This window comes from Streptomyces sp. DI166 (genome assembly GCF_900091315.1).
Lineage (GTDB): Bacteria > Actinomycetota > Actinomycetes > Streptomycetales > Streptomycetaceae > Streptomyces > Streptomyces fuscus.
Map to the genome: position 1 here is coordinate 17,218 of NZ_FLSP01000094.1, position 14,539 is coordinate 31,756.

Consider the following 14,539-nt stretch of genomic DNA (forward strand, 5'->3'; position numbering starts at 1 on the left):
GTCGGGGGCGACGCGGGGACCGGCCCTGACGGCCTCGTCCTCAAACGCCGGACGGGCTGGAGATGCCGGGGTGTGTGGCTACCTGCGGGTGGGTGGGTGGGGGCGGGCGGGGATCGGCCCCTGACGGCCTCGTCCTCAAGCGCCGGACGGGCTGGGAGTGCCGGGCTGCGTGGCCAGCTGCCGGTGAGGGGATGAGCGCCCTGCTCGCCCTCCTGCGCCGGTGAGGGCGTTTTCGTGTCGCCCGATTGGGCTAGCTCTATCCGCCGTCCGGCGGCCATTCGCGGCATCGTCGTAGTGAGACCAGGGAGACACACGCCCGTGCGCCGTTAGGGGTGGATGTGACGTGAATGGTTCTGTCGGTGGGGCTCGGGCCAGTGGGGTGGGGCTGATACGTCGTCGGCGGCGGCGGTGGGTTCGGGGGGTGGGTGCCGGGGTGGGGGTGGTGGTGCTGGGAGCTGTTGGCGCCGGGTGGGTCGTGTACGTGAAGCTCGACGGGAACATCACGCCCGACGAGGCCGCCGCCGCCGAGCTCGCCCGGTACGAGAAGGAGCGGCCCACCTCGCTGGTCAAGGGGGCCCGGAACATCCTCGTCATCGGGTCCGATTCGCGCGCCGGGGCCGGGAACCGGCGGTACGGGCGGGACTCGGGGACCGAGCGGTCCGACACCACGATCCTGTTGCATCTGGCGGCCGGGCGGCGCAGTGCGACCGCGGTTTCGATACCCCGGGATCTGATGGTGGACGTGCCCGGGTGCCGACGGACGGACGGGACGCGGTCCGAGCCCATGTTCGCGATGTTCAACTACGCCTTCGAGATCGGCGGTACGGCGTGCACCGTGCGGACCGTGGAGAAGTTGACCGGCGTGCGGATCGATCACCACATGGTCGTCGACTTCCGGGGGTTCAAGGACATGGTCGATGCGGTGGGCGGGGTGGAGGTTTGCCTGAAGAACCCTATTCGGGACAAAGATGCCCGTCTGCGGCTTCCCGCGGGGCGGGTGACTCTGAACGGGGAGCAGGCCCTCGGGTACGTGCGGGCGCGGAAGTCGCTCGGGAACGGCAGTGACACCGACCGCATGGACCGGCAGCAGCGTTTCCTCGGGGCGCTCGTCAACAAGGTGCAGAGCAATGACGTACTGCTGAATCCGGTACGGCTGTATCCGGTACTGGATGCCGCCACCTCTTCACTGACCACCGATCCGGGGCTGGCCAGTTTGCGGGGCTTGTACCAACTTGTGCGTGGCGTGCGCGACATCCCCACGGAACGTGTGCAATTCCTTACCGTCCCCCGGGAGTCGTACGTCTACAACGCCAACCGCGATCAGCTCATCGAGCCCGAGGCGGAAAGGCTGTTCCAGCGACTGCGTACCGACACGCCCGTCGAAGTCAGCCAAAAGGGTCGCTCCGGGGCGCGTGCCGACTCCTCGCCCGCTCCCACCTTCCGGGGGAACACGGCCGCGCAGAACGACTGCGGGTAAAGCGCTCACCAAAGGACGGAACCCTTGTTCGGGGAATTGCTCCGTATTGCCCGTTTGTAGGGGCGTGGAGTTTGTCACCGGCGTCGCTCCGCGCGGAATCGGCCGGATAGTGTGAGCGCCCCGGTGCGCCCGGCTTCGATGTTCCGTCCGGGGATGTCGGGGCTCGCACCGGCCGACAGAGACCCGAGCGCCTTGGAGGGGGAAGGCGCCCGCGTGGCCCCGACGGAGGATTCGTACAACCGTGGACGCGCAAAGCCGTGGGCGGGCGGAGAACATCGACCCCGCAGACCAGTGGGTGCTCAATCCGAACACCGGTGAATACGAATTGCGACTGACCCCATCCGGAGCGCAGTCGGCCGTTCCCGGACCCCGCAGAGCAGCCTCCCGTACCGCCACCCCCGTGCGCGCCCCGCAGCGTCCCGGACGCGATGTCCCGCCGCCACGGCGCCGGCGCGGGGTGCCCGAGGAGCCCGTGCCGACGCGGCGCGGGCGGCGGCCGGAGAAGAAGAAGTCCAAGGCCAAGAAGTTCCTGCTGTGGACCGGCGGCACCATGGCGTTCCTGCTGATCGCCGGCGCCGGGGCCGGGTACCTCTACCTGGAGCACCTCAACGACAACATCGACTCCGTGCCGGACGACGGCGCGAGCACCGGTGGCTTCAAGAAGGACGAGGCCATCAACATCCTGCTGATCGGCACCGACAAGCGCACCGGCTCGGGCAACTCCGGCTACGGCGACAAGAACAGTCCCGGTCACGCCGACACCACGATCCTGCTGCACGTTTCCAAGGACCGGTCGAACGCGACCGCGCTCAGCATTCCCCGGGACCTGATCGTGGACATCCCGGACTGTCCGACCACTCAGGAGGACGGGTCCAAGAAGGTCATCCCGGGCTCCCAGGGCGTGCGCTTCAACACCAGCCTCGGGCAGAGCGGCCGTACGCCGAGCTGCACCGTGCGGACCGTGACCGAGCTGACCGGGATCCGGGCGGACAATTTCATGGTCGCCGACTTCAACGCGGTCAAGACGCTGACCAGCGCGGTCGGCGGGGTCGAGGTGTGCCTGGCCAAGGACATCGACGACCCGGACTCGCATCTGAAGCTGTCCAAGGGCACCCACACCATCGAGGGCGAGCAGGCGCTGGCCTTCGTACGCACCCGGCACTCGGTGGGCTTCGGCGGCGACCTGAGCCGGATCGGGCTTCAGCAGCAGTTCCTGAGCGCGCTGATGCGCAAGCTGAAGTCCAATGACACGCTCACCAGCCCGACCAAGATGGTGAAGCTGGCGGAGGCGGGCACCGAGGCGCTCACCGTCGACTCCCAGCTCGACAGCATCGGCAAGCTGAAGGACCTGGGTCTGGAGCTGGGCAAGCTCAACACCAAGAACCTGACCTTCACCACGGTCCCGGTGATCGACAACCCGAACGAGACGGTGAAGGCGACCGTCGTCCTCAATGAGGCCACGGCGCCCGAGGTGTTCGACATGATCAAGAACGATGTGTCGTTCACCGAGGTGAAGAAGCAGAAGAAGAAGGAGAAGGCCGCCGTCGCCGCCCGGCTCAAGGGCACCAAGGCGGACGCCTCCGAAGTGCGCGTACGCATCCTCAACGGCGGCGCCGAGTCGGGCAGCGCCCAGAAGACGGTGACCTGGCTGCAGACCGAGGAGGGCGTCACCAAGTCCGAGAACGCGGGCAACGCGGACGCCGGGCAGAAGAGGACGACGCTGGAGTACGACCCCGAACAGGCCGACCAGGCACGGCGGTTGGCCGCCATCATGGGGCTGTCCGGGTCGGCGCTGAAGCCCGGGGAGAGCGTCACCAACGCGCAGGGGCTGCCGACGATGACGCTCATCCTGGGGGAGGACTTCAAGGGGGCCGGTGTTCCGGTCAGCGGGTCCTCCTCGGGGAAGACCCCCGAGGGCGTGGAGAAGTCCACAGCCGATCAGGTCCAGTGCGCGAAGTGATCGTGGATGACCGGTCAGTTCAGGGAAATGGAGCGAATTGACCGGATGTAGGGACACCTGAATCGGTTGTACGCGCGTGGAATTTCTCACCGACGTCGCTCCGCGCCGAATCGTGCGGATAGTGTGAGCGATCCGGTGCATCGGGCCACGCGGCGAGTTCCGCGCGGCGCCTTCCCGACGGAGGATTCGGACAACCGTGGACGCAGGCCGTGGGCGGTCGGAGAACATCGACCCCGCAGACCAATGGGTACTCAATCCGAACACCGGCGAATACGAATTGCGACTGAGCCCTTCCGCACCGCAATCGCCGGGACCGCGGCAGGCCCCCGTCCCCGGTCCGCGCAGACGCCCGGACGCCACCACGGCCCCGCCCGCCGCCCCGGACCGCGATGTCCCGCCGCCGCGCAGGCGCCGGAGCACTCCGGAGGAGCCGCCGCCGGGCCGGCGCGGGCGCAAGGGCGGCAAGCCCGCCGGGCGTTCCAGGACCAAGAAGGCGCTGCTGTGGACCGGCGGCACGATGGCGTTCGTGCTCGTCGCCACCGCGGCGGGCGGCTATCTGTACCTGAAGCACCTTGAGGGCAACGTCGACACGATCGACGTCGGCGACGCGGGCGCGAGCAGCTTCCGCAAGAACGAGGCCTTCAACATCCTGATCATCGGTACGGACCGGCGCACCGGCGAGGGCAACTCCGGCTACGGCGACAAGAACAGCGTCGGGCACGCGGACACCACGATCCTGCTGCACGTCTCCAAGGACCGGTCGAACGCGACCGCGATGAGCATTCCGCGCGACCTGATCGTGGACATCCCGGAGTGCAGCACCAAGCTGGACGACGGCACCGAGAAGGTCATCCCCGGTCTGCAGCAGGTGCGCTTCAACCGCAGCCTCGGCGAGAGCGACCGGGACCCCGGCTGCACGATGCAGACGGTCAAGGAGTTCAGCGGCATCAAGCCCGACCACTTCATGATGGTCGACTTCAACGCCGTGAAGACCCTGACCTCCGCCGTGGACGGCGTCACGGTCTGCCTGAACCGCCCCATCAAGGACACCAAGTCCAAACTCGACCTGCCCAAGGGCGAGTCGAAGATCGAGGGCGAGCAGGCGCTTGCCTTCGTCCGTACCCGCAAGGCGTACCAGAACAGCAGCGACCTGGACCGCATCAAGGTGCAGCAGCAGTTCCTCGGCTCGCTGATGCGCAAGATGTCCTCCAGCGACACCCTGACCAACCCCAAGAAGCTGATCAAGCTGGCCGAGGCCGCCACCGACGCGCTGACCGTCGACAAGGCCATAGGCAAGGCCAGCACGCTCAAGGACGTGGCGCTGGAGCTGAAGAAGGTGCCGACGAAGAACATCACCTTCACCACGGTCCCGGTCAAGGACAACCCGGCCGAGGTGGTCAAGGCGACGGTGGTGGTCGCCGAGGCCGCGCCCCAGGTCTTCGACATGATCAAGAACGATGTGTCGTTCACCGAGGTGAAGAAGCAGAAGAAGAAGGAGAAGGCCGCCGTCGCCGCCCGTCTGAAGGGCACCAAGGCGGACGCCTCCGAAGTGCGCGTACGCATCCTCAACGGCGGCGCCGAGTCGGGCAGCGCCCAGAACCAACTGGTGTACCTGCAGAACCAGGAGGGCGTCACCAAGTCCGAGAACGCGGGCAACGCGGAGGCGGCACAGACGAAAACGACCCTGGAGTACGCTCCCGACCAGGCGGACCAGGCCCGCCGACTGGCGGCGATCATGGGTCTGTCCGGGTCCGCGATGAAGCCCGGCGAGAGCGTGACCAACGCCCAGGGTCTGCCGACCATGACACTGATCCTGGGCAAGGACTTCAAGGGGCCGGGTATCAAGCTCGACTCCTCCTCGGCGAAGACGCCGGACGTGGAGAAGTCGACGGCTGACAAGGTTGAATGCGCCGGTTGAGTAACTGAGGCGACCCGAAGGGCCTGTCGAGCGTCTGACATGACGTACGACAGGCCCCTTCCGTGGCGTCGCGGGTGGGGCGGTCCGACCGGCAAGGGTGGGGAGGGACGGTAAGTGATGCAGAGCAGCGTGCGGGAGGCCGCTCCGGTCGCCGAGGGGGGCGGCGCGGGGACGGCCGACGGCCCGGAGGGCCTGGACGGGCGCGGCAGACGGCGGCCGGGCCGCGGGCGGCGGATCATGAAGTGGTCCGCCGCCGTGCTCGCCGTGCTGATAGTGGGGACGGCGGGGGCCGGGTACCTCTACTACCAGCACCTGAACGGCAACATCAAGCACGACGACCTGAACCTGGGTGACAACAAGGTCGCCAAGCCGACGCCGAACGCGGCCGGTCAGGTCCCGCTGAACATCCTGCTCATCGGCTCGGACGCGCGGGACAACAAGGAGAACCAGCGGCTCGGCGGCGCCCGGGAGACCTTCGGCAGCCCGGCGCGGGCCGATGTGCAGATGCTGCTGCACCTGTCGGCCGACCGTTCCAACATGTCGGTCATCAGCATGCCGCGCGACACCCTCGTGCGGATCCCCAAGTGCACGGACCCGGACGACGACGAGGTGTACCCGGCGAGCAACGGGCGGGTGGCGACCAACCAGAGCCTGCAGCGCGGCGGTCCGGGCTGCACGGTGGCCACCTGGCAGGAGCTGACCGGCATCCACATCGACCACTTCATCATGGTCGACTTCGCCGGAGTGGTGTCCATGGCGGACGCCATCGGCGGCGTCCCGGTGTGCGTGGACGCCAATATCCACTCCCGGGACAGCCTGGGCCACGGCTCCGGTCTGAAGCTGGAGAAGGGCACCCACTCGGTCAAGGGCGAGCAGGCGCTGCAGTGGCTGCGCACCCGGTACGGCTTCGAGGACGGCAGCGACCTGGGCCGCGCCAAGGCGCAGCACATGTACATGACCTCGATGGTCCGTCAGCTGCGCGAGAACGCCACGCTCAGCAACCCGCTGAAGCTGCGCAGGCTCGCCGAGGAGGCCACCACGGCGCTCACCGTCGACCCCGGCCTGGACGACGTCAAGAAGCTCTACGACCTCAGCAACGAGCTGCGCAAGGTGAAGCCGGAGCGCATCACCATGACCACGATGCCGAACCGGTACGTGGGCGTGCAGGTGGAGCCCACCGAGGACGCCGAGCAGTTGTTCCGGCTGGTGCGCGAGGACATCGCGCTGGACGGCAAGGACGCGAAGAAGGCGAAGGCCGAGGAGAAGCTCTCCGACGATCCCGCGGCACCCGATGACGAGATCACCGTCCAGGTGCAGAACGGCACCCGCACCGACACCCTCGCTCCGGCGGGCGGGCGGGCCAACGAGGTCACCGGTCTGCTGCGGGACAAGGGCTTCACACGGGCGGTCGCGGACGCCACGGTGGTCCTCAGCGAGGACCGTACGGTGGTCCGCTTCCCGAGCGCGGAGCTGGAGGGCGACGCCCAGGCGGTCGCCAAGTCCCTGGGCATCCCGCTGAGTTCGGTGAAGCGGTCCACGGACGTCACCGGCGTGACCCTGGTGGTCGGCGCGGACTGGCGCGAGGGTACGGCGTACAAGGCGCCCAAGCGGGACGACAGGATGCCGGACGCCGACAAGGCCCTCAACGGCGCCGACGAGGACGCCTGCATGCATGTGAACCCGGACTTCTCCTTCTAGCCCGGGTTCGCGGAAGGGCCGTGCCCGGCCGGTGGTGGGCACGGCCGGGCGGCTCGCGTTACCGCGAACGGGGGACACCGATGCGCGCCGCCCGGGGCGGTGCCCTGGGCCGCAGATCGTATGGGCCTACGGTGCTCAAGATCCCACGTAAGGCCTTCGCGGAGGTGTTCCCCATGCCCACTGCGCCCCGCTCCCCCGCCGGACCTCCGCGGCGCCGCCCGCGGCCGCCCGTACGGCGCAGGAAGCCGCGCTGGGCGATGCGGGTGGTCACCACGCTGTCGGTGGTGGTGCTGGCGTCCGCCGGGATCGGGCACTCGGTGCTGTCGAGTCTGGACGCGGACATCGCGCGGGTGGACGCGTTCAAGGACATGAAGAACCGCCCGCAGGCGGGGCACGGGATGAACGTGCTGCTGGTCGGCACGGACGGACGGGACCGGATCTCCCGGGCGCAGCGGGAGCGGTACCGGCTGGGCGGGGCGCCCTGCAACTGCACCGACACGATCATGATCGTGCACATCTCGGAGGATCGGGAGCGGGCGAGCGTGGTGAGCCTGCCGAGGGACTCCTACGCGATGACGCCGGACCATGTCGACGCCACCACCGGTGAACGGCACCACGGGCATCCGATGAAGCTGAACGCGGCGTACGCGGAGGGCGGGCCGCAGCTGACGGTGCGGACCGTGGAGGCGATGACGAAGGTGAAGATCGACCACTATCTGGAGGTCGACTTCACCAGCTTCATGAAGACGGTGGACGTGCTCGGCGGGGTGAAGATCTGTACGTCCGAGCCGCTGAAGGACTCCTACGCCGGCCTCGACCTGCCCGCGGGCACCCATGAGCTGAAGGGCGGCGAGGCCCTGCAGTACGTGCGGGCCCGCCATGTCGACGGCGCCTCCGACCTCACCCGGATGCAGCGCCAGCAGCGGTTCCTGGCGGCGCTGGTGGAGCGGGCCACGTCGTCGGGGATCCTGCTGAACCCGCTGAGGTTCCGGGACGTGACCCGTGCGGTGCTGGGCTCGGTACGGGCGGACAAGGGCTTCGGCACGGGCGAACTGCTCGACCTCGGGCGGGCGATGCGGAACTTCTCCCCGTCCTCGTCGGAGTTCACGACCGTGCCCATCGGTCAGATGGGCTACACCGTCAAGGGCGTGGGCTCCACGCTGAAGTGGGACCCGGAGCGGTCCGCCCGGCTCTTCGCCGCCCTGCGCGCGGACAAGCCGCTGGCGCCGTACCGCACCAGGAGCGAGGCCCGGAAGGTCGACGTCGCCCCGCAGCAGATCCGCGTGCAGGTGGAGAACGGGACCGCGACCGAGGGCCTGGGCCGCCGCGTGGACGCGGCGCTCGCGGCGACCGGCTTCCGCACCACCCGACTGCCGGTGAACGCCGCGGACCGCACCGTCAAACGCACGGTGGTCGCCTACGACCCGCGCTGGGACCGCTCCGCGAAGTCCCTCGCCACGGCCCTGCCGGGAAGCGAGCTGCGGGCGGTGAAGGGCCTGGGCCCGACCTTGAAGGTGATCGCCGGCTCGGACTTCGAACGCGTCCGCAAGGTCCGGGCCGTGGACCCCGGACAGGGCGAGTCCGGAGTGGTGCGCGGCGACGAGGTGGTCTGCGACTAGCGCCGCACGGGCTGGGCCGGGAGGTCAGTCCTCGATGCCCTCGGCCGCGCGCTTCTCGCGGAGCTCCTTGATGGCGCGGCGGCGGGCCAGGCGGTGGGTGCGGCGGATCTGGGCCTCCTGGTAGCGGCGCTTGTCCCGCTCCGTCTCGGGGACGACCGGGGGGACCGCGCGGGGCTTGCCGTCGGCGTCGACCGCGGCGAAGACCAGATAGGCCGAGCCGACCTGGCTGGGCGGGGTGGACTCGTTCCAGCGCTCCGCCAGGACGCGGACGCCGACCTCCATGGAGGTCCGGCCGGTCCAGTTGACCTGTGCCTTCACATGGACCAGGTCACCGACCCGGACCGGCTCCAGGAAGACCATCTCGTCCATGGACGCCGTGACCGCCGGTCCCCCGCTGTGCCGGCCGGCCACCGCGCCCGCGGCGTCGTCGACCAGCTTCATGATCACCCCGCCGTGCACGGTACCGAGGAGGTTGGTGTCGTTGTGGGTCATGATGTGGCTCAGCGTGGTGCGGGACGCGGACGTCGGCTTGCCCGGGATGTCCGAAGTAGCCGTTTCCGCGGTGGGGACCTGGTGCGTCATGGCGTCCACCTTATGCCGAGGGGACGAACCGGGGACTTTGTGTTGAGTTCGCAACAGCAGTGCCCCTATTTTCCGTCGACCCTTGTAAGAGACACAGCGCTTCCCTGCACACTGGGGCCCATGAACAACTGGCCCCAGGGATGGTCCGACGACAACCGCGGTGGCGGCGGCTACGGACACGGCAGCGCTAGCGCCCAGCCGGAGAGCGCACGCGTCATGCGCCAGGTCCGCCGCGGTCCGGCGGCACCGCAGGGCAGCGGCCAGGCGGCACCGCCGTACGGTGTGCCGTCCCAGCCGTCGTACGTCGACGGCCAGGGCCACGACGGCTACGACAGCGGCTACAACACCGGGCAGGTCTACGGCTCTCCCCCCGGCGGCGGCCAGGGGCACGGCGGCGGCGACGGCGGCGGGGCGCGGCCCGCGCCGGACTGGCGGCGACGGATCAAGTGGACCGCCATCACCACCGTCACGGTGCTCGTGGTCACCACCGTCGCCACCTACTTCTGGGCCGACTCCAAGCTCAACCGCGAGGTCGACCTGTCCAAGGTGATCGAGCGGCCCGAGGCGGGCGAGGGCACGAACTACCTGATCGTCGGCTCCGACAGCCGTGAGGGCATGACCGCCGAGGACAAGAAGAAGCTGCACACCGGGTCCGCCGAGGGCAAGCGCACGGACTCGATGATGATCCTGCACACCGGCGACAACGGCCCGACGCTGATCTCGCTGCCGCGCGACTCGGACGTGGAGATCCCCACTTTCGTGGGCTCGGAGTCCGGCAAGACCTACCCCGGCACCGGCCGGCGCGTGAAGCTGAACGCCGCCTACGCCGAGGACGGTCCGGAACTGCTGGTGCGGACGGTGGAGCACAACACCGGGCTGCACATCGACCACTACGTCGAGATCGGCTTCGCGGGCTTCGCGAACATCGTGGACGCGGTCGGCGGCGTCGAGATCGAGATCCCCAAGGGCGGCATCAAGGACTCCAAGTCCGGCGCCGACCTGAAGGAGGGCAAGCAGACCCTGAACGGCGAGGAGGCGCTCGCCTTCGTCCGTACGCGTTACGCGCTCGCCGGGTCCGACCTGGACCGTACGAAGAACCAGCAGAAGTTCCTGGCGGCGCTGGCCAACCAGGCGGCCACCCCGGGCACCGTGCTGAACCCCTTCAAGCTGTACCCGACGATGAGCGCCGGTCTGGACACGCTCATCGTGGACAAGGACATGGGCCTGTTCGACCTGGCCTCGATGTTCTGGGCGATGAAGGGCGTCACCGGTGGCGACGGCACGTCGATGAACATGCCGATCTCGGGCTCCCGGGGCGGCAACCTCGTCTGGGACCAGGCGAAGGTGAAGCAGCTCGTGCAGCAGTTGAACAACGACGAGAAGGTCACGGTCAAGGGCAACTGAGCTCTGCCGGGTCCGTCGGGACCCGGCAGAGCACCGCCACGCGCTCAGGGCTTGCGGCCCACACCCCCGAAGTGGGTGACCTCGACGATCTCGGCCTCCGGGGTCTCCGGGCGCCAGCGGGAGCACGACACGATGCCGGGCTCCAGCAGCTCCACGCCCTCGAAGAGGCGGACCAGGTCGTCGCGGCTGCGCAGGGTCATGGGGGCCGAGCCCTGGCTGTTCCAGTACTCCACCGCCGACTTCATCGCGTCGCCGTCGACCTCGGTGGTGGGGTGCGAGATGACCAGGTACGAGCCCGAGGGCACGGCGTCCAGGAGGCGGCGCACGATGGCGACGGCCTCGTCGGTGTCCAGCACGAAGTTGATGATGCCCAGCATGGTGATGGCAACCGGCTGGGAGAGGTCCAGCGTGCGGGCGGCGCCCTCCAGGATCGTCTCCGGGTTGTGGACGTCGGCCTCGATGTAGTCGGTGGCGCCCTCGCGCGAGCTGGTCAGCAGGGCGTGCGCGTGGGTGAGGACGAGCGGGTCGTTGTCGACGTAGACGATCCGGGCGTCCGGCGCGACGCGCTGGGCCACCTCGTGGGTGTTGTCGGCGGTGGGCAGTCCGGTGCCGATGTCCAGGAACTGCCGTATCCCCGCCTCCCCGGCCAGGTGGCGCACGGCGCGGGCCAGGAACTGACGGTCGGCCACGGCGGAGCGGGGCAGGGCCGGGACGAACCCGAGGATCTGGTCGCCGACCTCCTCGTCCACCGGGTAGTGGTCCTTGCCGCCCAGCCAGTAGTTCCAGATCCGCGCCGAGTGCGAGACATCGGTGCGCAGGCGTGCGGTGCGGGCCACGCCCTCGTCGTCGGGTGTTGGCGTGGTGGCGTCGGACATGGGCGCGGTCTCCTTCGGACACATGCGATCAGGGGTGCGCACCCAACGTAGGCACAACTCGGCCTCTTTGGCGGGAACTTGACGAAGATCCAGAAAACGGCGAGGCCCCCGGCGGCTTTCGCGCACCGGGGGCCGTCGACCTGTGGGCCCGCTTACGGCAGGTTGCGCGCCATGACGATGCGCTGGACCTGATTCGTGCCCTCGTAGATCTGCGTGCTTTACGGGCCATACGACGCTGACCTGCACGGACACCCTTCTTGGCAGAGCGCTCCCCAGCGTTTCCCCATGATCGTCAGGAGTCTGCCCAGGTCGGCGCGGTACTGGTGGCAGCCTCCCCGACCGGTCGGAGGAGCGGCAGGCTCCGGGGAGGTTACGCGGTTTCCCGTTCCGTCAACCGTGATCGCTTGACCTGCGCGCCCTGGCCTCGGGAGCATCAACCCAGATGCGGGGTACTGGCAGCAGCACGGGAGGGAACCCGGACCATGAAGGTCACCAAGCTGGTCAGCACGTGCGACATCACGGACTGCCCGACGATCTACGCGACGGATCGCGGCACACTCTTGGTCCAGGGGGAGACTCCGACCGATCACGGGCTTCAGATTCCCGCTCACGAAACCCTGGTCGAGATCCCGATGGAACTGATCCAGAAGGCCATCCGTGACAACCTCATCTAGGACCCTCGGGGATCTCTTCGACACGTTCCAGCGTGAGGCGTTCCGGCTGGAAATCCTCGATGACTACAGCAAGTCTGGGAACGTCGACGCCTATCACGCGTTCCTGGCCGGGGAGCCACAGCCGGACGGCTACAACGCGGGCTGGGTCGAAGAACTCCGCTCGCACACCAGAAAAGGGAAACGAGTATACCGGGTTCACATTCTGCGCCGCCCGCTCACGGACTATCTTAGGTTCGAACTCGGGTGGGGATACCAGAAGAACATGTCCGGGGGCGAGGAGTTCTTCATTCTCGACATCACCGACAGGCCGAGCCCTCTGCAGAACGTACCTGACTTCTGGCTCTTCGACTCCGAGACCGTGGCCGTAATGAACTACGACGGCGCCGGAAAGTACCTGGGCTCGGAAGTCCTGTCATCGGAACGAACGGCGGAATTCGTCGGGCACCGTGACGCGGCACTCGCCCACGCGGAGCCGTTCACTGAATGGTGGGCCAAGTACGGGGCGTGAACAGGGCACAGTTGGGGGCTGCGCTGCGGGCACTGCGTCAGGCATCCGGGAAGGAGGCCAAAGCAGTCGCCCGTGGCGCCCTCATGTCTCCGTCCAAGCTCTCCAAGATCGAGAATGCGAAGCTCGCGCCTAGCACGACGGACGTCGAGCGCATCCTGATCGCCATCGGGGTGTCCGAGGAGATCAAGGCCGAGTACACCGATGCCGCTCGGACGGCCGGCACGGAGACTACCGAGTGGCGGCTGTTGAAACGGGTTGGTGTCCACAAGGGCCAGCAGGAGGTCAAGGCTCTTGAAGCTCAGATGTCAGCGCTGCGGATGTTCCAACCGGCTCTGGTTCCGGGCCTGCTCCAGACTCCCGAGTACATTCGAGCCGTTCTGCAACGTCATAACCTAAGCGAAGACACCCTCAACCGCACTGTCAACTGCCGATTGGAACGCCAAGCAATTCTCTACGACAGCACGAAGTCGTTGCGGTTCATGATCACAGAACCCGTTCTGCGGTGGCGGCTTGTTCCGCCGTCGATGATGGCTGCCCAGCTGGACCGGATTGTTTCGATGTCACGTCTGTCTCATATCGACATCCGAGTAGTCCCGTTGAGCGTTCAGCAGAATGACGTCGCGAACCACTCGTTCGCGATCCGGGACAACCGCATGGTCACCGTCGAGACGGTCCATGCCGAAGTGCTCGTCACTGATCCCAGGGACGTAGAAATCTACGTAGAGAAATTCTACGGGTTCGAACGTGTGGCGCTGTCCGGCGACGACATGCGGGACCTCGTCGAAGGTATCCGCGACGAATTTTTGCGGGAACAGGAAACAGGCTAGAGCCGCATCCGTAGCCCGCCGAAGATGGCGCCATGGAGAGCGAAGAGAGAACTTCCGATCCTGGACCCCATACGACCGCACGGACGTGCCTGTCTGAGCCACCGCGCGAGCCGTCACCCAAACCCGGTTGCGCTGACTGCCTGTCGATATCGGTAGCCCGCGAGAACGCCCGCTCCACGTTCGACTACAGCGCCGTATCCGACGCCAACGTACGGATGCGCCAGCACCATGCAGAGGCGCACGCGTCATGAGAAAGGGAGCGGGCTCAAGGCTCTTCGCCGATCGCCCCCTGATGACCATGCGGGTCTCTCGCGATTCAGGGCAGACCTGGGGGCCGGAGCAAGCCGTGGCCACGACGGACGATCTTCCGCCGCTGCTCACAAGCGCTTGGCCACCATGCGAGTGCTGGCGCTGCACGGAACGCGGCCAAGGTTCCGGACGCTGAAGTCTCTCCCTCTCCTCCCTTGAACTCCCGCCCGGACTGGGCGGCGGCGGTCAGCCATGGCCGCGATTAGTTGAGCAGGAAGGTGCAGTAATGCTGAACGGAACCGACCTGTACGGGCTCGACATCGACGGGGCCTCGTTCGTGAAGGCGTGCGGCGGCCCCTGCACCGAGGGGTGCGTAACCCTCGCCCGGATCGGCGACGACGCCTGGGCCCTCGGCGACAGCAAGCGGCCGGACGCGCAGCCGCTGCGGTTCACCACGGAGGAACTGGACGCGGCCGGGATCGACCCGGCGCGGTTCGGCCTCAACGTCTGATCCTCCCCCTCCGCCAGTCGGGCCGGGTCCATCCCCCGTCCCTGGGCCCGTGCCCGGCTGGCACTTCTCGAAACGGGAACGACTCGTGCATCACCACGGCTATCTGTGGACCGGCCCGAAAGAGCGCTTCGACAACGAGGCCCTACGACGGCCCCCGCATCCCGATCCGCCCCCGGCCCCGGTCTCCGATGACGACGTGAAGGCAGAACAACTACTCAAGCGCTACCGGGAAGTGGC

12 protein-coding genes and 1 pseudogene are annotated in these 14,539 nt (G+C 68.0%); 11 read left to right on the forward strand and 2 right to left on the reverse strand.

Features of this window, described 5'->3' with window-relative positions:
* The first annotated feature begins 379 nt into the window (after positions 1 to 379).
* From GA0115233_RS32625 to GA0115233_RS32645, 5 genes are all read left to right on the forward strand, one after another.
* Positions 380 to 1,477, forward strand: coding sequence for an LCP family protein (locus GA0115233_RS32625; protein ID WP_250751635.1), 1,098 nt, complete (start codon positions 380 to 382; stop codon positions 1,475 to 1,477).
* A gap of 241 nt (positions 1,478 to 1,718) precedes the next feature.
* On the forward strand, positions 1,719 to 3,437 hold the full coding sequence (locus GA0115233_RS32630; protein ID WP_093723939.1) for an LCP family protein: 1,719 nt from the start codon (positions 1,719 to 1,721) through the stop codon (positions 3,435 to 3,437).
* A gap of 196 nt (positions 3,438 to 3,633) precedes the next feature.
* The gene (locus tag GA0115233_RS32635; RefSeq protein ID WP_093723940.1) at positions 3,634 to 5,355 is read left to right on the forward strand and encodes an LCP family protein; all 1,722 of its coding nucleotides are present in this window, start codon (positions 3,634 to 3,636) and stop codon (positions 5,353 to 5,355) included.
* A 117-nt stretch (positions 5,356 to 5,472) separates the two neighbouring features.
* Complete coding sequence (locus tag GA0115233_RS32640; RefSeq protein WP_093723941.1) at positions 5,473 to 7,053, forward strand: LCP family protein; 1,581 nt, start codon at positions 5,473 to 5,475, stop codon at positions 7,051 to 7,053.
* Between the two features lie 173 nt (positions 7,054 to 7,226).
* Entirely contained in the window at positions 7,227 to 8,672 is a 1,446-nt protein-coding gene (locus GA0115233_RS32645) for an LCP family protein (RefSeq protein ID WP_176712024.1), read from the forward strand.
* Between the two features lie 24 nt (positions 8,673 to 8,696).
* Here GA0115233_RS32645 and GA0115233_RS32650 read toward each other — a convergent pair whose 3' ends face one another.
* Positions 8,697 to 9,254 (reverse strand): acyl-CoA thioesterase, encoded by a 558-nt coding sequence (locus GA0115233_RS32650; RefSeq protein WP_093723943.1) that lies wholly within the window; start codon positions 9,252 to 9,254, stop codon positions 8,697 to 8,699.
* 120 nt (positions 9,255 to 9,374) lie between these two features.
* On the opposite strand from GA0115233_RS32650, the gene GA0115233_RS32655 reads away from it, so the two are divergent.
* Entirely contained in the window at positions 9,375 to 10,658 is a 1,284-nt protein-coding gene (locus GA0115233_RS32655; protein ID WP_093723944.1) for an LCP family protein, read from the forward strand.
* Positions 10,659 to 10,702: 44 nt separating this feature from the next.
* Here the strand turns inward: GA0115233_RS32655 and GA0115233_RS32660 are convergent, their stop codons facing one another.
* Positions 10,703 to 11,533, reverse strand: a complete 831-nt coding sequence (locus tag GA0115233_RS32660) for an SAM-dependent methyltransferase (RefSeq protein ID WP_093723945.1) — start codon at positions 11,531 to 11,533, stop codon at positions 10,703 to 10,705.
* A gap of 482 nt (positions 11,534 to 12,015) precedes the next feature.
* Between GA0115233_RS32660 and GA0115233_RS32665 the strand changes: the two genes are divergently transcribed.
* From GA0115233_RS32665 to GA0115233_RS41465, 5 genes and pseudogenes are all read left to right on the forward strand, one after another.
* A complete protein-coding gene (locus GA0115233_RS32665) occupies positions 12,016 to 12,207 on the forward strand; it encodes a hypothetical protein (RefSeq protein WP_093723946.1) in 192 nt (63 codons plus the stop codon).
* Positions 12,191 to 12,715, forward strand: a complete 525-nt coding sequence (locus GA0115233_RS32670) for a DUF6879 family protein (RefSeq protein WP_093723947.1) — start codon at positions 12,191 to 12,193, stop codon at positions 12,713 to 12,715. The genes GA0115233_RS32665 and GA0115233_RS32670 overlap by 17 nt, the downstream gene beginning before the upstream one ends.
* Entirely contained in the window at positions 12,712 to 13,542 is an 831-nt protein-coding gene (locus GA0115233_RS32675; RefSeq protein WP_093723952.1) for a helix-turn-helix domain-containing protein, read from the forward strand. The genes GA0115233_RS32670 and GA0115233_RS32675 overlap by 4 nt, the downstream gene beginning before the upstream one ends.
* Positions 13,543 to 14,077: 535 nt before the next feature.
* Complete coding sequence (locus GA0115233_RS32690) at positions 14,078 to 14,302, forward strand: DUF397 domain-containing protein (RefSeq protein ID WP_073757712.1); 225 nt, start codon at positions 14,078 to 14,080, stop codon at positions 14,300 to 14,302.
* A 49-nt stretch (positions 14,303 to 14,351) separates the two neighbouring features.
* Positions 14,352 to 14,539 (forward strand): annotated as a pseudogene (locus GA0115233_RS41465) (hypothetical protein); the annotation flags it as partial.